Source organism: Legionella santicrucis, assembly GCF_001468135.1.
Lineage (GTDB): Bacteria > Pseudomonadota > Gammaproteobacteria > Legionellales > Legionellaceae > Legionella > Legionella santicrucis.
The window spans coordinates 42,101-63,008 of the sequence record NZ_LNYU01000004.1; the positions used below are offsets into that span (position 1 = coordinate 42,101).

Below are 20,908 nucleotides of genomic sequence, written 5' to 3' on the forward strand. Positions count from 1 at the left end.
AATGCTTGCTTTAGTTCCAGAGACTACTCATTCTTTCGCCGAGCAAAATAAGCTATAGCTAAAACAGCAATAATTAAAATAGGAATAATGAGAAGAAAGAGATGTGTTTCCATCCAAGCAATACTTATTGCGAATAGACCAAGTGCAATTCCAATCAAAAGAAAAGTAGGCTCAATATAAATACCTGCTAAAAAAATTGCTTGTGCAAGAAGTGCAAGTACCCCTAATGCTCCAATAAATGAACTTATAATTCCTATATCAACATAAATTGAAATGATATAAACAGAACCCATTAGTCCCAACCAATGCAAAATTTCATGCCAAATAAGGACTGCTGTTGGAATTTTCTTCACATGCCTATGATAAAAACTTAATCCTAAAGCAAGAAGAGCAATGATGACTGTAATTATTTGCCAAAATCGCCATGCACTTGCCGCTTTCATATTTGTCAGGATTAATCCGATAAAAGCGAGCAGAAGGATGATAATTCCGACAATAAAACGCGCGTTCCATGGATACCGTGAGCTATTATTTTCCATTAATAAATTCCTTTTTACCTTTACTTTTTAACAATATACCAAATCTTTTTTCAATTGCTACCTAGAAGCAAAATATAGTGGAAGCAGCAAAACAAACTAAGTATCCAATGAAAAAGCATCCTCTTTGATAATCCTCCTTTGATGCTCCTATCAAAATCTTAACATCGAAATTCATCTTTAAGAGAAAATAAATAATCTTGAATCGCTTCTGATGCAATTACATAAGAACGAATAGGAATATCCAGGGGCGTTTGTTGGATAACCTGCAAAAAAGCATATAAGGACATATCAATAACTCTACATTTGCCTTGTTGACGATGAATGATAAACTGCTCAATCGCTTGTAAATCATTAATGCCTTTTTGATAAATTTGCTGGCGATTGTGTCGAGCAATCCCTTGAAAACAGCCTTGTTTTCGTAGTTGTAATCGGATGAGAGATAATACTATTTTTCCTATCCCTCTGGGAAAAAAAGATTTAAACGCATTTTCAATCTGCATCTTATTTTCTGAGTCAATCCACCGCGAATATAATATGATAAAATAAAGGTGCTCTTCAATTAACCGCCTGATAGGTAAATCATCTATATGATCTTCAATATCTAATTTATATTTTTGCCTGCAATGTTCAATGATGAATTCTGAATCAGCCACCAATAAACCATTATCATCGATCACAGGAAATTTACCCTTAGGACCCTTACGCGGATTAGAAACCTGAATAACCTCAAAGGGTAAGTTTGCCCAAGTGAGGAAATAAAATACTTTGCTGCAAAACGGGGACAAGCTCGGCATACCCCAAATACCTGGATACTGATATAGTCTAATCATAATGATGTTTTCACATAAGTTTGGCCAAAAATTTAGGATTTAATAAATGCCATGGTCCTTTTTTTTGATGTAGCACCTGAATAAGGATTTTTCCCACGACAGGATCAATCGTTGCCTGTTTTAATAGTTTTTGCAAAAACCATTGGAAAGTAGTGTCCTTATCATTGTTCCTGTCCTGATGAGAAGACATTAGCCAAGGCAACCAATTACACCGATGAAGTTGTTTTTGACTTAACCAATTTATTTTATCAGACTGTCTTAATACCTGTACCTGATTCAGTATGACTGTTAAACCTTGCCCATACACTGGATTTTGGTAACAAATACTGTCCCCAATTGCAAATAAATTTTGGGGCCACTTTCTGCGCTCGATGATTAAACGCTTATTATTCAAATTAGCATAGGGCACCCATCCCTTAAGCTTACAATGAATAAAACCTAATTGGTATTTTTCGAATAAACTGTTTACTATTAATTGTCTTTGCACATCTGTTTTAATGGTTCCAGTGGTATCAATTAATGTCAAAATCATTTCCCGTCCTTCAATGGGAGACAATACCAAACCTATGGGTTGTTTTTTAGGACAAGCTTGAATATAAACTTGTTGCTCAACAAGTTTAGTTTGCCAAGCATCTTGAGGCAATCGCGTAGAAAAATAGCGATATTGATTTTTAACTTCTAAAGATTTAAGTCGCAATTGCCTTTGCAAGTCTGAAGCTCTACCCCGTGCATCAATAACATTCCCGGCAATTGATATATAATTACCATCTTTAAATTGCAATTGCTTTATTCTTCCATCAATCATTTGCCAATCATCTACAGTTGCAGTTAAGGTTTTTATATTTTTAAACTGCTGGCACTCAGACCATAAAATCTGATTGAACCATTGACGACTAAATAGGTATGTTTTTATATCACAATCATTTGGCATAAGCAGCCCTTGAGGAGTTTTCCACCAAGTTTCCTTACCCCAATCAACCAACGGCAGTAGATCAACAATTAACTTTCGCCACACTTTTGGTAATAAAGAAGCCAGTAGCCGTTGTCCTTCAGCTAATAATACATGCAAATGACTACTTTGGGGGGTTCCTTGACTCACGCCTTTTTGATCAGGCCAATATCGATCAATTAGTAAAATCTCTTCATTATGTTCCGCTAAAACCAATGCTGATAATAACCCGCTAGCGCCTGCTCCAATAATAGTAAATGATGATTTCATATTACGCCTTGCATATCATCATGCAAGCTCTGTAGCTGCTCAAGTCCTTTCACATAGTTCTCTATTGAGAATGTTTTTAACGATTTATCACGTATTTTTTGATACAGTTCCGCTCTTTCCTGCCTTAAAAATTCGATAATATCGTCTTCACTGCCATTATTTCCATGGAGTATTCTTAATAGAATTTCATTGCTGATACACTCTTCTTGTATTTCTCTGTCCACAGTGGTTAAGGTATTACAAATGTGTCCACAACGTTGAGCGCTATAAAATATTTCACGCATAGCTGCCATTTCTTGCCATTCGATGTAATCGCTGCACGCTAAATCCACCATTCCTGCAATAACAATACCCATGTTATGCGGCGCATGCCATAGATACTCTCGTTTACAAATCAATGAAGGCTCGCTATTAAGAAAGGTGCTGAAATGCATATTTAGGAAGTATTGTTGCATGTCAAATTCGATTAAAGGAATAAGCCTTGGTTGAAGTGTCATTTGAGCGATCGATTGTTGTATCCATTCATATAATTGACAAGACAATTTCAATGCCTGTTGCTGTTTAGAAGATAGAGGATACATCGAACGACCGTCTTGAATAGCTGCAATAAATCCTTTTACCCAAGACATGCTCCTAAATGCTGGATTATCAGTAAAATCATCAGTTAAAGTGATAAGTGCACCTACCATCCATTTGGTTAATTGACATCGTTCATAAAAAGAAGCATTGACACAAGATAAGGTCGTTTTAGTGTAGCCTACAGGTAAAAATTGAGTAAATAAACGCTCATCTCTACCCATATCTAGTTTTAAATAATCATGTAGCCACTGACTTAGCGAGGCTCGCAGTTCAACCATATTTGACTCCTTGGATGAAGTGTAATCTCTGTATTCATCATCGGTTTGATAATATTGGGAGTAGTTAATTGAAAACGTTGACATATTAAAGACAAAGTCAACATACTCTCAGTCATTGCCAAATGATGTCCAGTACAAATTCGTTTTCCCAACCCAAATGGCATAAATGCTTTATTAGCAAATGGAGAACTGTTTAAATGACGTCTCACATCAAATGATCTGGGCGCACGCCAGTAATGCTCATGCCTATGAATACCATAAATATTGAGGACTATTAAATCATTATTTTTAAAAATCAAGTTATCCTGATGAATATCTATTGTCGGCTGGCGAACCAACATATATGCAGGCGGGTGCATTCGAAGTGTCTCACAATAAAGCGCATGCGTCCAAGACCATTGCCTCATTAACTGTACTGATAATTTCCCAGTATGAGCCCCTTCTTCTCGTATCGCATTTTGCAACTCTGGGTCTTGAGCCAAATAATACAATGCAGTGATAATAGAACTTGATGTCGTTTCAAAACCAGCAAACAAAAAGGTACTTAAGTGATCGATGCATTCACTGCGAGACCAATGCTGTTGTAACTGATGTAATGGTGAGTTAGCGCGAACGTTTGATGTTTGTAGCAAACGATTTAATTTAATCCTCAACGCATAAGCTTTCTTGCTTATGGTGCGATGTGACTGTAAGGGCAAGAATAAAGGCCACCGAAATAGTTGCCGCATGCGGTTACCACAGAGTTTGTTTAATACCAACATATCGTTAATAATTGCTGCTACATCTGTCCTACCTTCAATACCCAACATTCCCAATATGTTGTTCATAGTCATTCTCATAATAAGAGGATAGATATTGACGAGTCCGTTATTTAATTGCTGCAAAACATTTTCTATATTATCGATGATCAATGGTAAAAAGTCGTTTAGTCCTTGAATAGAAAACTGTGCCTTAATCGGAGGAATCCTAAGTTGCCAGCTGCTATTATCCAGCTGAACTAATCCCTGCCGACCAGTAACAGGATACAGTTGTTTAAAAATAAGTGGAGATTTAACAAAATCGCTATTTTTAACTAAAGCAGCAGCTAACTCTGGCTGACGAATGATCCATAAACGTTGATTAAAAAATTTGAACCTTGCTATATCCCCATAACGATAAGCAACTTGATTCATGAAACGAATAGGTGTTTTGTGAAAATAAGAAATCGCTTTTAATGGTAACCATCTTGGTTTAAATGAATCCTCTCTTAACATACCTAAATCTCAATCCATTTTGGCTTGTCAGCATAACAGTAAATGATGAGTAATAAAACCTCTATTACTTTGTTGTGGGAAACTTGCGTATTTAAGCACGTTGAATATGATGGGTTCAGAACATATGAGTTTTAAAGCTTTGATTTCGGGAGATGGTCTTATGTAACGTTACGTTATAACCATAAAATATACATCGCATTTTGCAAAAAACATATGCTGCAAGTTATTGAAGCTCATGAGAATTGATTGCTCCATGTCAGAAGCTAATAGCCCATCCTGTGAAAAAGAATGGAGTAATGATTTGCAAACATTAAAAGATTTATTAAATTGTTGCCGTTTATCAACAATATCTTTTCTACTGCAAAGCGAGACATAATCCTCTTGAGCACTTTGCGGTGAATACATAGAAACAAGTTCTTTTAAATCATCCATATTTTTTTTGAATTGTATATAGTTCTCATGAGTAAGACTATTAATTTCATTATCTTTAATCTGTTTAAGAATTTCATCGATAAAATGTAATCCCCCAACTTCTGTAACGAGAAGTTGGCCACCGATTTTTAAATTAAAGCATTTTTTTATTAAGCTCTCTGTGTGCTCTATGTGAGCGTTAATGAGTTCAAGATGTTCATTAGGCGCGCCCTGTTTCATTTGTATTAGTTTTGTCTTTCTCTCTTTCAATTTAGTAGAAACAATTCGAATTATTGCATTATTGGCTTTTAAGACATCTTTTTTAAATATCTTTGTCTCGGGATGATTATTTTCATCAACAACAAAGAATTCTAAATCAATTTCATGAGGTCGAAGGGGTCCTTTCTCCGGAATTACATCATAGTAATTGATCCGGTGTTCCCTAGTTAACATCATTCGCCATTCTGATTCCACATCACCATTTTCTACTAAATAAGCAGCAATTGTATCGAGTGTTTCCAATATTAGCTTTCTTCGATCTCGCAAAATATTTTTATGCTCTTCTGAAAAAACAGTCAAATTTAATTTCATGATATAATACGACATTTAGATTTTAATTAATTATAGGTAATTTTTAGAGCAATTGCTCAGCATAATAAGGTTTTATTATTCGTTCCTTACGCCGAAAAAATTCGATGAAATAGAAAAATCTGGACATTTAATACAGCACTTTAAGTGCCGTAATAAATAATAAATACGTCGATCACAAAAATACATCACTTAATATAGACTGAGAAGGCACACCAGCAAGAAAAATCTGTCTCTTCAATTGATTGGTTGTTTCTTTAGGACCACACACATAAACACGTGTTGCTTTCGAGACGTTTAAATGAATCAAGGCTTGTTTTTCTATTGATGCTTCTGGATAACACCCATGACTTTGAAGCACGCAAGGAGCGTAAACAAAAGAGCTGAATACCGCTGATAACATTTCTAGCTCTTCTCGGTAGTATATATCCTCATCTACAAGACCACCATGAATTAATGTAATTAACCCCTGGTGGTTTTGACTTAGTGCACTTTTAATAATCGCTATAAGTGGCGCAAGTCCTGTACCTGTTCCTGCTAATAGGATATCAAAAACTAATTGATCTGGATTATAGTAAAAGCAACGACCAAAAGGACCTCTAAGTTTGACCTCCATATGTTTTGTCGCCTTATTCAGAAGCCATTGCCCCATACTGGCATTAGGATAAATTTTAACATGTAACTCAATAAATCCTTCTTGTATGGGTATATTGGCGATTGAATAGTTTCGCATAATGCCCTCGGGATTAATCAGACTAAGATATTGGCCAGGGATCCACTCCTCTAGATTATCTACGCCAAGCTTAACTTGCATTACATTATAGTTAAGTAGTTTAAGATCTATTATTTTTGCGTCTATTTCACACTCAGCACTTTCAGGCGCTACCACCTGAAGTGCTACTTCTGGTTTTGCCAGACATGCTAGAAAATAACCTTGCGATTTAAGTGTCTCTGGTAATCCCTCCTGCCAAGAGGGATGAACTACACCTTCCTTAGCTTTAATCAAACAAGATTGGCAAATACCAGCCTGACATGAGTTAGGATAATCCACACCATGGCGTAAAAGGCACTGTAACACATTTTCCTGAGGTGCTAAGCAATACGATTGATTATTAAAGTCGATAATACTCATGAGCGCCCCAATACTTCATCCCGAACGCTATTGGCAATTGCAGCCACTTGTTCGATATCTTCTGCTCTAGCCCCTAATTCCTTAAGAGTTGCACCTAAATGCTCGATAACGATATCTACATGTGTGTCATTTAATCCACGTTTGAGTAAATGAGCATGTCCTTCACGCATATTTTTTCCACTGTAGTGGTTGGGACCTCCAAATACCAAAGTCAAAAAACCTTTCTGTTTTAAGATTTGTTGCTCCATATCAATGTCATCAAAAAAATGACTCACTCGTTCATCTGTCAACATTTTGCGATAGAAAATGTCAACTGCACTATTAACTGCCTCTTGACCACCAAGGCGCTCAAATAAAGATTTATGCATGGCTCCCCCTTAAAGATGTATTTGCAATACATCTTATAAAAAGAAATAATCAGAGTCAACTAACTATTAGGAATTAATAATGCAACTCACACAATTTACTGATTACTCCTTGCGCGCTTTGATTTATATCACTCTGAGAAAAGAATCATGTACGATTAAAGATATTACGGATGCTTACACAATTTCGAATAATCATATGGTTAAAATCATTCATAACTTAGCCAAACTCGGGCTAATTAAAACCAGTCGTGGTAAGGGTGGCGGTCTCTTAATAGCAGTTCAACCCGAAACAATTAATTTGGGTCAACTTATTGCTCAACTAGAGCCCCATTTTGATTTAGTACCTTGTTTTAATAAAGAAAAAGCAAACTGCTGTATTGCTCCAGTGTGTCGATTAAAAGGTATTTTACACGAAGCTCAGGCTGCATTTATGAAAGTTTTAGAGCATTATACCCTAGCTGACGTTTTACATAATCCAAATGAACTGTCCGTATTATTGAATATGAAACCAATAAATCGACAATGAATGAATAGATTTAGTCAATAACAAAACACCTTTATAAGAGTATACTTCTCTCATCAGGAGAAGCCATCATTCCCTGTTTTATAGAGCAGATTACACCATTTTTTGCGCAAGTAAGATACCCAAAAACCCTAGGATCTGTCGGCCCAATTCGTCTTACTTATAATGCTGATGATCAATCTCCAAGAGGTTACGTCCCATATTTGCTAAGTACAGTAAATTTTTCTGTAACTAATTTCTGTGTATGTGTACTGGGTTTTCTGGAGAAAATAGCAAAAACAAACACTATCAAGCTGAAAAATAATAAATATACTAAATCCCAATACCTAGGTAGGATAAATTTGCCCCCATAATTACCAAGATAAGAGAAAATACTAAGCCCCAAAAGATACAATATAAACCATAGGCTATGTTTGCCATCGAGATTTTGATGCGTGTTTTTTATAAAACAATAAAAAAAAGAACCTGCTAACCCCAAAATAGTGATCACCAATAACTTTCGGACACTATGGAAGCCTGCCCAATAAACACCAACCGTACAAACATAAAATCCAATAAAAGCAATAACGCTACACCCTTGCAAACGAAAAGGTCTTTTATAATCAGGCAATTGTTTACGTAAACATACAATTCCTATAGGCCCTATGGAATAGCTAACCATTAATATTGACACAAGAAAAGCAGACATCTCTTGCCACCCATGCAACACAAATGACATTGAAGCAGCAAGTAAAAAATTCACTCCTAAACTAGCCCAGGGCACTTGATATTTATTACGTTTGGCAAGAATTCTCGGAGTGGGAACCACTGAGCCCATACTGCTTAACATATGTGCTGCTGTTGTTGAATACACCAAACCCGTTGAATAAGGAGATACAAAAGCATCGACATATAATAAAATACTCAACCAAACCATTCCTACTAATGCGGCCAATGCGGCGAACGGCCCTGCATCACCATTAAACGATAAATTCACCCAGCCCTTTTCAAGTGCTTGTTCGCTAACACTACCAATAAAGGACCATTGTAACCCTGTATAAAGTAAAGTGACGAATAATAATGAACCACCCAAAATCAGAGGGACAGATAGCCCTGGTTTTTCGAGTTCTCCCATCATAATAATCACTTGCCTAAATCCCAATAAGGAGAATAGTACGCCTCCACTCGACATAGCAGTCATTATGCCTTGCCAACCATAAGGCATGAAACCACCGTGTTGAAAAAAATTATCGGGGTGGTAGCTCATGGTGATTAAGCTTATGATGGTAAGCGCAGGAATGATTATCTTCCAAACAGTAAATGCTGCATTAATACGAGCAAAAAAGCCAATACCAAAATAATTGAAAAACACAAAGCTCATTAATACAACCAAGGACAACACATAACCTAAGGGAGTATTTTTATAGTAAATACCATTATGGGTTACTAAACCTGGAATGTAATTACTGGCATATTGAAGAACACCTTGAGTTTCAATGACAGGCAAAATGGCCAAAGAAAACCAGGCCATACTGCTCATAATGATCCCAGTTAAACGCCCATGAGTATATAAAGGCAAACAAGCCAGGCTATCGGATTGTGGAAACATTGTACCTAATTCAGCATAGGATAATGCTACAAATAGAAGTAAAAAACCTGCCAATGGCCAAGCTATAATAGCAGCAGGCCCAGCAAAATGTGCAGAATATAAAGCACCAAATAGCCAACCTGAACCTATCATGCTGGTAATTGAAATCCAAAGTAAACTCAAAGCACTTAAATTTTTATTCATCTATTTTAGCACGTCCTTATGATGTTGATACACAGCGAACAACTTCATCAATATCACTATTTTTTCATTTAATGCATTCCTAAAGATTTACCTTGTTGTTTCTCGCTCTTTCCTTTGGACTTTTCTAATTCTTTTAATACTTCCTCCACTGAAACAATGAAGTGATGGGCCATCATAGAACTCATATTTTCTTTAATAACTACTCGTAAAGCCTCAATCTCATCTGCCGCTTCTGGTAAAGTGTATGCGGGGACGATCCAACCATATTCTCGCAGTTTTTTAGAAATATCAAAAACCGAATAATTTATATTATCTTTGAGTGCAACGGTTACGACTGGAGCCATACGTCGATCGCCCAGTAAATCAAATTTGCCTGTAGCAGTTAATCCTTTAACTACTACGTCACTAACCGCTAACATATTGCCGATAATTTTTTTATATCCCCTTTTTCCAAGTCTTAGAAAATTATAATACTGGGCAATAACCATCGAACTGCTTCTTGAAAAATTAAGTGTATACGTTGGCATTTGACCACCCAAGTAATTTACTTCAAAAATCAAGTCCTTAGGTACAACTGCTTCATCTCTAAAAAGCAGCCAGCCTACACTTGGATAGACTAAGCCATATTTATGACCAGAAAGATTAATTGACTTAACTTGTTCAAGGCGAAAATCCCATTTAATGGCGTTATCATAAAACATAGAAATAAACCCACCACTTGCACCATCAACATGTAAAGGAATGTCCCAACCCTTTTCTTTTTTTACACGAATAAGCAAATCGTTGATTTCTTCGATTTCATCGTACTCGCCCGTAAAAGTGCTCCCTAACACAGCCGCGATACAAATAGTATTTTCATCAATAAGCGGCGCGACATCCTCGGCACTAATCGTAAATTTATTTTTTTTAAGAGGAATAATACGTGCTTCGACATCAAAATATCGAGCAAACTTATCCCAGCAAACTTGCACATTTGCTCCCATAACGATATTAGGTTTACTACTCTCAAGACCTTGCATTTTACACTTATTGCGCCAACTAAATTTATGGGCAAGACCTGCAAGCATGATTGCTTCAGAAGAACCTACTGTAGCAGTCCCAACATAGTCACATCCCTCAGGAATATTTAGTAAATCAGCAAGAATATGTACACAGCGTTGGTGAATTTCTTGCACTCGTGGATATTCTTCATAATTAATAAAATTTTTATTGATGCTTTGCTTAATTAATTCTTCAGCCTCAGGCTCCATCCAAGTGGTAACAAAACTTGCCAAATTTAAAATAGGTGTGGCCTCTAAAGATAACTCATCTTCAATAAGTTGCTTAGCCACAGCAGGTGACATACCATACTCATTACAGGTTGCTATTGAGAAATCATCTAAATCGTAACGGCTTGCATAGACAGAAGTTGAATGGGTACTTGCATTTGATTTTTTTTGGTCCTTTTTAACAATCATAATACCACTCCTTTATTTAGGTATTAACATTTCTATTCCGCGCCAGATAATTTGAAGTCCAATACAAATATTAAGGAAAGCGGCCAAACTCATCACTACATTTTTGCCTGCATCTTTTAATTTATCAAAAATATAATAGGAATAACGATAGCAAAAAAAGACACTAAGACCAATCAGCATAATACCAATGGAGTATCCCAACATGGCTAAGAATTTATTTTCCCAGACATTTTGAACGCCATGCGCTCCCAAAGCGATTGTAATTGCGATACAAGTAGGGCCTGCAGTTACAGGCAAAGTTAAAGGATAAAAAGCTCTAGGATCTTCGATGTCTTTTAATTGACTTATTTTTTTGTCCTGACTTGCAGATGAAGACAATCCCGTTGATTCATCATGCGGCGGTTTATGCAGCATCTGCCAACCTACTTGCGTGAGTAATAGCCCACCGCTGATTAGAACTATAGGTACGGTTATGCCAAATATAGATAATATTAACGATCCAACTACAAGAACAAGCAACAACATAACGACTGTATATATTGAAATTTTCATGGCCAGTGCATTAATTTGTTGTCTTGAGGCACCTTTTACTAAAGTAAGAAAAACAATAGAGGCGCCTACAGGATTTACAATAGGAAAAAGTGCGGCAAAAGAAAAGAAAATTGCCTGTATTAACACCATCATAAGCAATGACTCCTTGTCATGATTCTATCCATAATTAACAAGTCCCCTAAACAGTTCCTGCTCTTTTAAGTGACTTCTATATAAAGCTTTTTGTGCTCTTCGTTTATCGAATATTTAAGCTATATGATATTGTTTCTTCGGGTACAACTTCCAATACTTTTTTGAGTAGTGCAATTTTATCGTCACTAAGTCTCCGTCTCATTAAGTCATTTGAGAGCATTAAATCTGCCAACTCCAATTCTTGAATTGGTAATATCTGGCAAAGCTCCTGACATTTTTTATCGGATAAGTATTCCATTAGCGTTACTAATTCATTTAATGTTGGCTTCATATTGATTAAATTTTCTTTAACAGCATGATAGATAATTTTTCGGTGTTCATATATAGGAAGTGTTTTCATGAGCAAAAGTACATCAGCCATTGTTGTAATTTTGTTATTTATCTCAAGCACCTCTTTTAACTGCTTTGGTGTTAAAAATGAAGCAATATTTGCTAAATTAGTCGCCTTGGTTATAAATTCTCCTAGAGATTTTTTTTCTTGTTCAAATATCACCGTACGTTGTCTTACAGAACTATGAAATAATTTTTGTGATAGTTCTTCTGCATTCGTTACAGCACCATCGAGCGCGGGTTGATCGGCAGCAAGTAAATTTGCAGAAAAAGTTTCATTTTCATCGATAAATTTTATTAAGTGTGAATGCATTAAAGTATTTTCAATTAATAGAATTGAGGTTAATTCTTTTAATTTATCATACACCTTGCTAGGTAAATCACGTTTTGAAAGGCTGATATTTGATTGTATTGCTTGTGCAAGAACCTCCTTTTCTTTCAAACTTGGACTTTTTAAATTATAAAAGTCTGCAATTAGTTTATATATATTTTTTTCTAATGCAGCCATTGTTCGCTTATGATCAGCTTTTAAAGCACCTTGCTCTTTACTGTATTGAACAATACTATCAAACTCCACGATAAATTCGCGCAATCCTTTGCCTTTATCTGTATTTTTTAAAACAGCTTTCGACAAAGTCTCAAAAGTTGTCTCACTCATAGTTGCATTATGTAATGCTAAAAGAGCCTGACCCCATTTAAATTTGTTATCACCATCTATAGGACAAAAAATTTCTGGGTCATATTGTCTTTTCAAATTTCGAAGAACACTCATTTTATAGGAAGGTAAATATTCTGCCCTACCGACAACACCAAAATGAAATTTCTGTTGCTCTACTTTGGGAATTACATAGGCACGGTCATCCTCTTCTCTCCAAGCAAGACTAACAGTAGTTAAATTTCTATGGTATAAAAAGCTTGAATTATATGTTGTCGTCCTGCGATTAAATTCGACATGCATCTTTTTGGGAACCATAAAAATATGACTATCCGTGGTTGGATTAAACTTAGGTGCCATTTGTCTAAACCACTTATTTTCCCAACCTTGATTATGTTTCGAATAGGTTCCAAGCAGTATTTCTCCTCGAACAATATTTCTACAATGACTCAAATCGAAATTTTTGGCATATAAAGAATCTTGTTTATACGTGTTTTCACGAACATTACCAGGAACTGGATCTTCTGCTAAAAGTGACATGGGTGTATCTAAATCATCGAGTGCTCGAGCTGTTGCAAAAGTAGCAACAGCACCTCGACTGAAACCTTTCAAAGTAATATCATCTACTTCCTCTACATCTTCTAATCCTTCTTTGGGTTCAATAATGATTGAACTGCCAAATTTCCTTTTTAAATCAGCAAGACTCAATGTAACAGCATCATCTTTAGAAAAAGCGCGACGCACTTTATTTGCGACAACATCAAGATTTGGATCTAAATATCCCTTAAGTTTTGAATGGCCTCCAATATGCTTATCTTGGCAACCATTAAAATACACCCGAATCACATCGTCATTAAATGTTTCACCCGTATTCTCCGTTTTACCTTCGGTAAAATCACGGATCATTTGTGCATTAACTCCTGTTCCAGCAAAAACAAAAAGAACCTTTTTAACCATATGGTACCCTATGTATTCCCAATGAATACAAATTGATCTACAATGTCAATTATAGAACACAATTTGAGATGCTGAGATGCCTGGATCAAATACGTCAATTACAGTAGATAAAGATAGCGAATTTTTTATAACTATTGCAAAAGAAGGAATTCATAGTTTTATTATGTTAGGAGTCATGGTTGATAACAAACCTCAACTTTTAGCTAGGGTAGGTAAGGGAAATCTTATAGACCCAAGCTTTGGTACAAGTTGCGGTAAACAATTTACTATGTTTGGGAAAGCTGTAGGCACTCACACCGAGGCTTCATTAATGGATGAAGGAATCAGTGATGATGAAGATGCTACTTCAGACATTAGCTATCAATCATACTCAATTACCTATGAACAATATTTAGAATTTCTAGCGCTCACAAAAGAGATTCACCAGAATCAATTGAAACACTATGAAGAGAGAGAACTTCCTAATATTTCTTATAAAAATTTGACTTTTCCACAACGAGGCGTCCATAAACTAAGAAGTGGCATCGATTGTTATATCCCGACTCAAGAAGAATCAGGAAAAATTAAATTCGAATATAAATCAATTAATACTTTTGAACATCAATGTGTTAACGACAAGCAGCAAATGCGCGAAGAAATAATTAGCGGCTCCAAAGAAATTAAAGCGTCTAACACATGCCGTACGACTGCACGCGCCCTTCTTAATTATACGTTGCGCTACTCCCCAGATGTTCCTGCTTTGTTTGCTATTGGACTTGATTATAAAACAAAATTAGTCGCCGGAAAGCCAACCGCAAATACATTTTATGTTCTTCCACAACCCCCTAATTGTTTTAAAGCAAATCCAACTCAAATGAAAGTGCTGCAAGAACTCTATAAAAAACTTGAGAATTTGCCTAAAATGCACCCCGCATCTGACACTACAAGAAAGAAATTTGATGAATTAAAACATCTATATCAAGAAATAGCAGGAAAACCTCAATTACCGCTCACTGTTCTTTTAGACAAAATTACAGTACATCGCGTTGCACATAACAAATTGTTTGATGTGCGTAGAAGTCAAAGTCTTATTAGCAAATTTGCTGAAATGTTGGGAATCAAAACAGGAACACAACAAGCTTACGACCGAATGGAAAAAGCGGTAAAACAAGAAATCGAACGAGTGAATAAAGCGGGAATTAAAAAAGGTAAGGGAGCCGATAAAGATGGGTTTCAATCCGATGATCATCGGCCTCCTCACACAACAACAGTCTATCATAGAAATTGATAGGAGATGTTGGTAACAAATATAAAAAGCAATGTTTATGCTGACTTTTTTCTGATAGTGCGAACGGCTTTGAAAAGCGAACACACTATCAGTAATGCACCATCATTTTCCATAAAACTCAACTTACAGATTTGCCATTAAAGGTACAAAGTTAGGAAGATTTGGTGAGCCCACCCCACTTGCATCATTCCAAAATTGACTTTCTGGGGCAATGGTTAATGAAGAATCCCATCCCCAAATATCCACATCCCCTTGTTTATTCGGCAAAACAAAAGCTGTTGAGGGTACTTTTGGATAAGTCGCTGGATCAGGAGCAGTTGCCCCATCAATGACTTTAACCGGCGGAACAATGGGATTAAGTGCACGTTTGAACCGTAATATAGTATTCATTTGATATAAATAAGGTGCTGTATGACCAATACGAGGTTTATTTAATAATGCACGCGCTTGATTGACTAAAAGCATCGTTGCAGAAAATAAAGGACAGGCTAAACTAGTACCGCCATTTTGCAGATAAGCTCCATCCAATACCATATTTAGACCTGTGCTTGGATCACCTAACATTGATACATCAGGTACTGCACGGCACGGTTGATTACCTCCTGCCCCGCAAACAGCATTTACTGCATCATTTATATAACCATAACCACCTGCATAAAACGAACTGATCGAACTTTGCCAAGTTGGGGCTTGATAAAATTGGCTAATTCCTCCAGTAGTACCTGAGACAAATCCGTCCTTTTTAACATCATAAGTTCCCCAAACATTTTCAAAAGCATAATTGTAAAAGGTATCTACAAATACAGAAGTGGCACCTACAGCCGTAACGTAAGGGGAACTTGCTGGGTAATTCACTGCTTTTGCATCACCTTTATTTTGACATTTTATTTTCCCATCTGCACCTTTGCGAGGGCTTGTATACGTGTTATCGCCACAATCTCCGGATGAAAATTGCACACTGATTCCAAATGCAGCGGCAGTTTGTAACGATTGTTCCATTGATGTATTGGGATCAACGCTCGCTGACTCAGGGCTAGTCCAACTGTTAGAAATAACGTATGCATTAGAAAATCCAGCAATAGTGAAGTTATGAGAAATTAAATAACCAATCACATTTTGCAAAGCTACTGCTTGATTATTGTCATTCGTAACAATTAATACCGTATTATTTTCTGGGGCTAAGGTGTGAGAAGATTCAATATCCAAAGCAATTTCTCCAGTAAAACCATATTCTCCCGGACTGGTTGGTGTGCATAATGTAGTGTATGGTGTGAAATTTTGATTAAGCATTGCAAAATTTCGTGTTGGGCCAGAAGTAAAAAAAGGTTTTATCCCATTCGCACTAAAATATTGGTTGGCATCACTCAAAATTTGTTGGGGTTGACTTGCACCACATCCATCAACGATGATTAATGTTTGCCCTTTTCCATCCAGATGGGTTCCATTTACCGGTGGAATATTATTGATGTTATAAGTGTATTGTAATTGTTCACCAGAAAATCCATGTATCGAAGTTGTAGTTGGGATGGCGTTGGGAATTAATGAATCCCAAATAAATGTTTCATTAGAAGAAGTTGCACTCATCTGACTTGACACATTATTAGGATAGTAGAGTGGAATATTATTTAATCCGGTAATATCAACGATGTATTGAGCAATTTCAGATTGCAACGAAGGCTTACTTGTACTGGCATAAACTGTGTCATGATTATAGAGGTAATAGTTTAGGCTTGTGTGCAAAGTATTTTCAATTTGCTGTACAGAAGCAATTACTTGCACGCTATGGTTGACAATATCTGCTTGCATGCCTTGAGCGATGAAATATTCTTGTAAGGTATGCTCCACTTCTTTAGTCGGTGCATATTGTTCTTCAAAAACATCCTGAGTTAAATATTGCTGATAGTTAGGGCTATTGGGATCATAAATTTCTTCCACTAACTTATCTAACTGAGTTTTATTTCTCAGTTTTAACCACACAATAAATTTTAATTTTTTATGGGCTTCGACTGGTTTTATAAACGTTGCTTTTTCTACTAAAGCAGATCCTGGGCTAGGTACGCTTACAAGTATGTTGGACTTTCCTGCATAGGAATTAGTTACTATTAGACTCAATGATACTAAAGCCAACGAGAGTGATTTTAGCTTTAACATGAATTATCTCCCTATAAACTTAGTTTGCGCCTAGTAAAAAAACGCTATTAATCTTAGTGTCTGTTATAAATCCATATAAATCGCCGGTCATTAATGAATAAACGAAACCGTCTTGTGTACCTGCTAACATTGTAGTGCCATCAGGGCTCACAAAGAAGCTGTAAACTGCCTGATCCATAAAAGAACTCCAAGGACCGCTAGTGGTTAAATCATAGGTATAAACGTATTCACGTGGCCCTCTCCCATCGCTATCGGGCGGTATTTGAATTGGTGCAGTATTGGCATAGAGTAATGTATTAACCACAAAAATATCACGTATGGCCTCAACATCCGCGGGGCCAGGAATTTTTGTCCAGCTGCCGCCATTGACAGGTGAATAATAAACATGCCCCTCATTACTGTCTGTACTACCTATATAAATTGTATTATTTGTGACATAGATACCATTAACTGCGGTTACTGCGTTTGGTAAAGAGCGATTTGTCCACGATTTTCTATCGTCTGTAGAATAGAATAAATTGCCATTCTTTGTCCCTGCATAAATAGTTGTTTGAGTATTTTCAGCAGTAACAAAAACACTTAATACTTCAGAATCATCTGGAGACTGGCCTTGATCCCAATTCCCACTGCCATTGCTATAACGATAAACATGATGATCTGCACTGCCTGCATAGATATCTGTACTGGTGGCATAAATACTGTTAACCGCGTGCCCAGGTGCCGGAATAGTTCCAGCCCAGGTAAGGCCATTATCACTGGAAGAATATACCTGCCCATTCTCTGCGCCGCCAAATATAGTCGCTGTCTGATTAAATGTAACTTCAACGGTATGATTCACAGTAATGCTGTTTAAACTAAAATTTAAACCGCCCCATTGAGCTGGGTTACCATCCACATACCATTGATAAACTTGATAGCCATTATTAGGGGTCGCCTGAAAAAGCAAGCTACTGTTGGCAACGACAGTTTGCGGTTTATCCGGTGAAATGGCCCCATTTGTTCCTGCACTTGGAGTAATTACAAAACGTGCATTGCGCACTGTAATATCTAAAGGATTCCTCGGTTGATAGCATTGCAAGGGACTACCATGTTCACACACAGCGGGACCACCTTTAATATTACCAACGAGTTGACTGCCATCCACAAACAAGGTGAGCGTACAATATTGTTGATAAGCCAACGTAAAGGGATTAGTACAGTTTCCTGGGGTAGTCATTTGAGTAATTCCAGGTATGGAATTCATAATTAAAGTTTTTGTTTTTCTTGATTGATTTGTTACTGTATATTGCACATAAGCGTACCCAGACTGGGTCAAAGATACATTAGGGGGAAAAGCAGGATTAGGTGTGAATGTCCACATTGGAGTTCCCGCTTGAGAAATACTACTCATAAAAAAAACTGCTGCACAAAGAAAGAAGCGCAGGATTATGCCTCGCCATTTAGTTTGCATTATCAAGTCCTTTTGTTAATCATTGTTAATTGTGGAAGCTTAATACTATTCCTGAGAGATTTTATTGTTCGTTCTTTCGGCTGCTATTTTGAAAAAGCAGGTTAACTTTGGCAAGTATACAGAGATATAATCTCAGCAACAAGAAGTGATGAAAATAAGAAGTATCTTCACCACAGTATGAAAAAAATGGTTATGTATCAAAATTGTTGATGTCTTATTACGCTAGAGTTTCGTCATCCTTCGGCTTAACCGAAAGATCCATCGATGAGCAAAGAACTTGGATCTTCCGGTCAAACCGGAAGAGGACGTAATAAATGTAAATCAACAAATTTGTTACACCTCCAAAAAAATTAAAACAAAAATAGTACACAGTAATAACGAAATGGAAATTCGAACTGATTTTGAGTTAAATCATGTTAACTACATAGATAAGGATTTCAAAAACAAAGGAATTGAATAATTATTCAATATAATCTGAGTTTTAGAGGAGTTAGATCTATCGTGAATCAATATCGTATTTTAATCCAGGCTCCAGATCGAGCAGGTCTTGTGTATCAAGCTGCTAAGATATTTTATGAGCATGGACTAAATATCATCTCCAATAATGAATTTGTAGATAATACGAATCATCAATTTTTTATGCGTACTGTGGTGGCAGGTGAAATTGATGCATCATTTTTATATGCACAATTAATCGATGAAATGCCGCAAGGTACTACAGTAACCATTAAGCCACCCCATAAAAAAAATATTGTACTTATGGCTACCAAAGAAGCCCATGTTTTAGGTGATATCTTAATTCGTTATCAAGAAGGACTTCTAGATGCCAATATTCTTGGTATTTTATCTAATCATAATGTTTTATTTCCATTATGCAGTCATTTTAATATTCCTTATTATCATATAAGTGCTGACAATATCTCGCGGGAAGAACATGAAGCTCAAATAATCAGTATACTGGAGCAATTTGATTCCATTGATTATATTGTATTAGCTAAATACATGCGTATTTTAACACCCAATTTTACGCAGCAATATCAAGGAAAAATAATCAATATTCATCATTCATTCTTACCTGCTTTTATTGGAGCCAATCCTTACAAACAGGCTTATGATCGCGGTGTGAAAATTATTGGAGCCACCGCCCATTTCGTCAATGAAAATCTGGATGAAGGCCCCATCATTGAGCAAGATGTCATTCATATTGATCACGCTTACGATTGGCAAAGCATGCAACAATACGGCAGAGATGTTGAAAAAGTAGTTTTAGCTCGAGCGTTAAAGCTTGCTTTAGAAGATCGAATATTTGTGTATGGTAATAAAACCGTTATCTTTTAAATATCATTGAGAAACCTCTATTGTCGCGACCTAAGAGCCCCAAATTTTTTTAATTACTCGAATAGGCCAATTGATAAAACGATTATTTGTTTGAAGGCATTTGGCGGTCCGGTGATGTTGGCTGATACCAACATCATCAATCACATCCATGATGATATGAATACGATCCTCATTGCCATGGTTGTATGCTCTATGTAAGCAATTAACCGCGACAAGATAACAAAAACCGTCTGCTGGCATGTGAAATGCACCTTCTTCAGTTTCGAATTTACACGCAGGATTGGTAATCACAGGAATATGCAATCGAACTTTATAGGAATTTTCCCATGTATCTCGATGCCAAATAGTGGTTCCGTGGGGCGAAATCCGTGTCCATCGAGCATGATGAGGTTGTAGTCCTAATTTGTAAATAGTATCGATAATCTCAGCAATATATTCAGTACCTACTTGAGTGGGATTAACATGCATCTTCGGCCACGTATAACCAATTTCACGATTGGCTCTTTCGTAGTCAAACTTATATTCACCACTAACCTGATCAACAATGTAGAAACGCTCTTCTGTTTGTTGAAAACCATCCCGATAATCACCACTTGTACTCAATATACTCCAACCGCCGAACATCTCATTTTGTTTGACAGGATCCAGATGTTTGACGTATTTATTAAAATAATTTTGAATGCGCTCAATATCAAACTTGATGTTTAATTTTTCTGCGATCATTAGACTAATTCCTCTCATTAAATACTGCCAAGATATATTGAATGCTAGGGGGGCTGTTGACAATTCGTTCTTCAAGACCAACGTCTCACTGTCTGTCCGCAAGATGTCGAACTGAATTTGTCAATAGACCCTAATACCCATTGATATCTTTTTTTGATGTTTTAACTTAATCAAGTTGATATTTTATTATTATCCTCTAAAAACAGAATACTATTATTAATTATCCTACTAGATGTTTTAATATAGTTCTATTTATCCAATAAAAAATCAATATCGCCTAAAAAATGAACCGATTTTAATATTTTGTTAAGTTAATTAAATTACAATTTTTCAGAGTGAACTTTA

18 protein-coding genes are annotated in these 20,908 nt (G+C 36.3%); 3 read left to right on the forward strand and 15 right to left on the reverse strand.

The genetic code is table 11. The annotated features are described in order from the left end of the window. Nucleotides 1-23: 23 nt before the first annotated feature. From Lsan_RS00770 to Lsan_RS00805, 8 genes are all read right to left on the reverse strand, one after another. Nucleotides 24-539, reverse strand: a complete 516-nt coding sequence (locus Lsan_RS00770; protein ID WP_058512635.1) for a hypothetical protein — start codon at nucleotides 537-539, stop codon at nucleotides 24-26. Between the two features lie 158 nt (nucleotides 540-697). Then, on the reverse strand, nucleotides 698-1,369 hold the full coding sequence (locus tag Lsan_RS21355; RefSeq protein ID WP_083505058.1) for a Tom37 metaxin N-terminal-like domain-containing protein: 672 nt from the start codon (nucleotides 1,367-1,369) through the stop codon (nucleotides 698-700). Nucleotides 1,370-1,379: 10 nt separating this feature from the next. After that, on the reverse strand, nucleotides 1,380-2,588 hold the full coding sequence (locus tag Lsan_RS00780; RefSeq protein ID WP_058512636.1) for an FAD-dependent monooxygenase family protein: 1,209 nt from the start codon (nucleotides 2,586-2,588) through the stop codon (nucleotides 1,380-1,382). After that, the gene (locus Lsan_RS00785; protein ID WP_058512637.1) at nucleotides 2,585-3,445 is read right to left on the reverse strand and encodes a hypothetical protein; all 861 of its coding nucleotides are present in this window, start codon (nucleotides 3,443-3,445) and stop codon (nucleotides 2,585-2,587) included. Before Lsan_RS00785 ends, Lsan_RS00780 begins: the two co-directional genes overlap by 4 nt. Continuing rightward, nucleotides 3,421-4,698, reverse strand: a complete 1,278-nt coding sequence (locus tag Lsan_RS00790) for a cytochrome P450 (RefSeq protein ID WP_058512638.1) — start codon at nucleotides 4,696-4,698, stop codon at nucleotides 3,421-3,423. The genes Lsan_RS00785 and Lsan_RS00790 overlap by 25 nt, the downstream gene beginning before the upstream one ends. A gap of 168 nt (nucleotides 4,699-4,866) precedes the next feature. Continuing rightward, nucleotides 4,867-5,700 carry a hypothetical protein gene (locus Lsan_RS00795; protein ID WP_058512639.1) on the reverse strand — a complete coding sequence of 278 codons (834 nt, stop codon included), beginning with the start codon at nucleotides 5,698-5,700 and terminating at the stop codon, nucleotides 4,867-4,869. Nucleotides 5,701-5,872: 172 nt separating this feature from the next. After that, nucleotides 5,873-6,829, reverse strand: a complete 957-nt coding sequence (locus tag Lsan_RS00800) for a 2Fe-2S iron-sulfur cluster-binding protein (RefSeq protein WP_058512640.1) — start codon at nucleotides 6,827-6,829, stop codon at nucleotides 5,873-5,875. Then, a complete protein-coding gene (locus Lsan_RS00805) occupies nucleotides 6,826-7,197 on the reverse strand; it encodes a group I truncated hemoglobin (RefSeq protein WP_058512641.1) in 372 nt (123 codons plus the stop codon). Before Lsan_RS00805 ends, Lsan_RS00800 begins: the two co-directional genes overlap by 4 nt. 79 nt (nucleotides 7,198-7,276) lie before the next feature. Between Lsan_RS00805 and Lsan_RS00810 the strand changes: the two genes are divergently transcribed. After that, a complete protein-coding gene (locus tag Lsan_RS00810) occupies nucleotides 7,277-7,723 on the forward strand; it encodes an Rrf2 family transcriptional regulator (protein WP_058512642.1) in 447 nt (148 codons plus the stop codon). A gap of 187 nt (nucleotides 7,724-7,910) precedes the next feature. Here the strand turns inward: Lsan_RS00810 and Lsan_RS00815 are convergent, their stop codons facing one another. The 4 genes from Lsan_RS00815 to Lsan_RS00830 all read right to left on the reverse strand — a co-directional run bounded on the left by Lsan_RS00815 (nucleotide 7,911) and on the right by Lsan_RS00830 (nucleotide 13,634). Then, complete coding sequence (locus tag Lsan_RS00815; protein ID WP_058512643.1) at nucleotides 7,911-9,491, reverse strand: APC family permease; 1,581 nt, start codon at nucleotides 9,489-9,491, stop codon at nucleotides 7,911-7,913. A gap of 68 nt (nucleotides 9,492-9,559) precedes the next feature. Beyond that, nucleotides 9,560-10,948 carry a glutamate decarboxylase gene (gad, locus tag Lsan_RS00820; protein ID WP_058512644.1) on the reverse strand — a complete coding sequence of 463 codons (1,389 nt, stop codon included), beginning with the start codon at nucleotides 10,946-10,948 and terminating at the stop codon, nucleotides 9,560-9,562. 12 nt (nucleotides 10,949-10,960) lie between these two features. Then, nucleotides 10,961-11,632: a MarC family protein gene (locus Lsan_RS00825; RefSeq protein WP_058512645.1), complete on the reverse strand. Its 672-nt coding sequence runs from the start codon at nucleotides 11,630-11,632 to the stop codon at nucleotides 10,961-10,963. 103 nt (nucleotides 11,633-11,735) lie between these two features. Then, entirely contained in the window at nucleotides 11,736-13,634 is a 1,899-nt protein-coding gene (locus Lsan_RS00830; protein ID WP_058512646.1) for a hypothetical protein, read from the reverse strand. A gap of 76 nt (nucleotides 13,635-13,710) precedes the next feature. Between Lsan_RS00830 and Lsan_RS00835 the strand changes: the two genes are divergently transcribed. Continuing rightward, complete coding sequence (locus Lsan_RS00835) at nucleotides 13,711-14,901, forward strand: hypothetical protein (RefSeq protein ID WP_058512647.1); 1,191 nt, start codon at nucleotides 13,711-13,713, stop codon at nucleotides 14,899-14,901. Between the two features lie 123 nt (nucleotides 14,902-15,024). Here Lsan_RS00835 and Lsan_RS00840 read toward each other — a convergent pair whose 3' ends face one another. Then, on the reverse strand, nucleotides 15,025-17,052 hold the full coding sequence (locus Lsan_RS00840) for a S53 family peptidase (protein WP_058512648.1): 2,028 nt from the start codon (nucleotides 17,050-17,052) through the stop codon (nucleotides 15,025-15,027). A 19-nt stretch (nucleotides 17,053-17,071) separates the two neighbouring features. After that, nucleotides 17,072-18,502 (reverse strand): InlB B-repeat-containing protein, encoded by a 1,431-nt coding sequence (locus Lsan_RS00845; RefSeq protein ID WP_058512649.1) that lies wholly within the window; start codon nucleotides 18,500-18,502, stop codon nucleotides 17,072-17,074. A 501-nt stretch (nucleotides 18,503-19,003) separates the two neighbouring features. Between Lsan_RS00845 and purU the strand changes: the two genes are divergently transcribed. Continuing rightward, nucleotides 19,004-19,840, forward strand: coding sequence for a formyltetrahydrofolate deformylase (gene purU, locus Lsan_RS00855; protein WP_058512651.1), 837 nt, complete (start codon nucleotides 19,004-19,006; stop codon nucleotides 19,838-19,840). A 30-nt stretch (nucleotides 19,841-19,870) separates the two neighbouring features. On the opposite strand, the gene Lsan_RS00860 is transcribed toward purU, so the two are convergent. Beyond that, complete coding sequence (locus Lsan_RS00860) at nucleotides 19,871-20,563, reverse strand: aspartyl/asparaginyl beta-hydroxylase domain-containing protein (RefSeq protein WP_058512652.1); 693 nt, start codon at nucleotides 20,561-20,563, stop codon at nucleotides 19,871-19,873. Between the last annotated feature and the right edge of the window lie 345 nt (nucleotides 20,564-20,908).

What these genes read in the sequence shown, in the direction of transcription:
- Lsan_RS00835 (WP_058512647.1), top strand. Translation starts at nt 13,711, where the DNA reads ATGCCTGGATCAAATACGTCAATTACAGTAGATAAAGATAGCGAATTT.
- Lsan_RS00790 (WP_058512638.1), bottom strand. Translation starts at nt 4,698, where the DNA reads ATGTTAAGAGAGGATTCATTTAAACCAAGATGGTTACCATTAAAAGCG.
- Lsan_RS00825 (WP_058512645.1), bottom strand. Translation starts at nt 11,632, where the DNA reads ATGATGGTGTTAATACAGGCAATTTTCTTTTCTTTTGCCGCACTTTTT.
- Lsan_RS00795 (WP_058512639.1), bottom strand. Translation starts at nt 5,700, where the DNA reads ATGAAATTAAATTTGACTGTTTTTTCAGAAGAGCATAAAAATATTTTG.
- Lsan_RS00830 (WP_058512646.1), bottom strand. Translation starts at nt 13,634, where the DNA reads ATGGTTAAAAAGGTTCTTTTTGTTTTTGCTGGAACAGGAGTTAATGCA.
- Lsan_RS00860 (WP_058512652.1), bottom strand. Translation starts at nt 20,563, where the DNA reads ATGATCGCAGAAAAATTAAACATCAAGTTTGATATTGAGCGCATTCAA.
- gad (WP_058512644.1), bottom strand. Translation starts at nt 10,948, where the DNA reads ATGATTGTTAAAAAGGACCAAAAAAAATCAAATGCAAGTACCCATTCA.
- Lsan_RS21355 (WP_083505058.1), bottom strand. Translation starts at nt 1,369, where the DNA reads ATGATTAGACTATATCAGTATCCAGGTATTTGGGGTATGCCGAGCTTG.
- Lsan_RS00845 (WP_058512649.1), bottom strand. Translation starts at nt 18,502, where the DNA reads ATGCAAACTAAATGGCGAGGCATAATCCTGCGCTTCTTTCTTTGTGCA.
- Lsan_RS00785 (WP_058512637.1), bottom strand. Translation starts at nt 3,445, where the DNA reads ATGGTTGAACTGCGAGCCTCGCTAAGTCAGTGGCTACATGATTATTTA.
- Lsan_RS00770 (WP_058512635.1), bottom strand. Translation starts at nt 539, where the DNA reads ATGGAAAATAATAGCTCACGGTATCCATGGAACGCGCGTTTTATTGTC.
- Lsan_RS00810 (WP_058512642.1), top strand. Translation starts at nt 7,277, where the DNA reads ATGCAACTCACACAATTTACTGATTACTCCTTGCGCGCTTTGATTTAT.
- Lsan_RS00840 (WP_058512648.1), bottom strand. Translation starts at nt 17,052, where the DNA reads ATGTTAAAGCTAAAATCACTCTCGTTGGCTTTAGTATCATTGAGTCTA.
- Lsan_RS00800 (WP_058512640.1), bottom strand. Translation starts at nt 6,829, where the DNA reads ATGAGTATTATCGACTTTAATAATCAATCGTATTGCTTAGCACCTCAG.
- Lsan_RS00780 (WP_058512636.1), bottom strand. Translation starts at nt 2,588, where the DNA reads ATGAAATCATCATTTACTATTATTGGAGCAGGCGCTAGCGGGTTATTA.
- Lsan_RS00805 (WP_058512641.1), bottom strand. Translation starts at nt 7,197, where the DNA reads ATGCATAAATCTTTATTTGAGCGCCTTGGTGGTCAAGAGGCAGTTAAT.
- Lsan_RS00815 (WP_058512643.1), bottom strand. Translation starts at nt 9,491, where the DNA reads ATGAATAAAAATTTAAGTGCTTTGAGTTTACTTTGGATTTCAATTACC.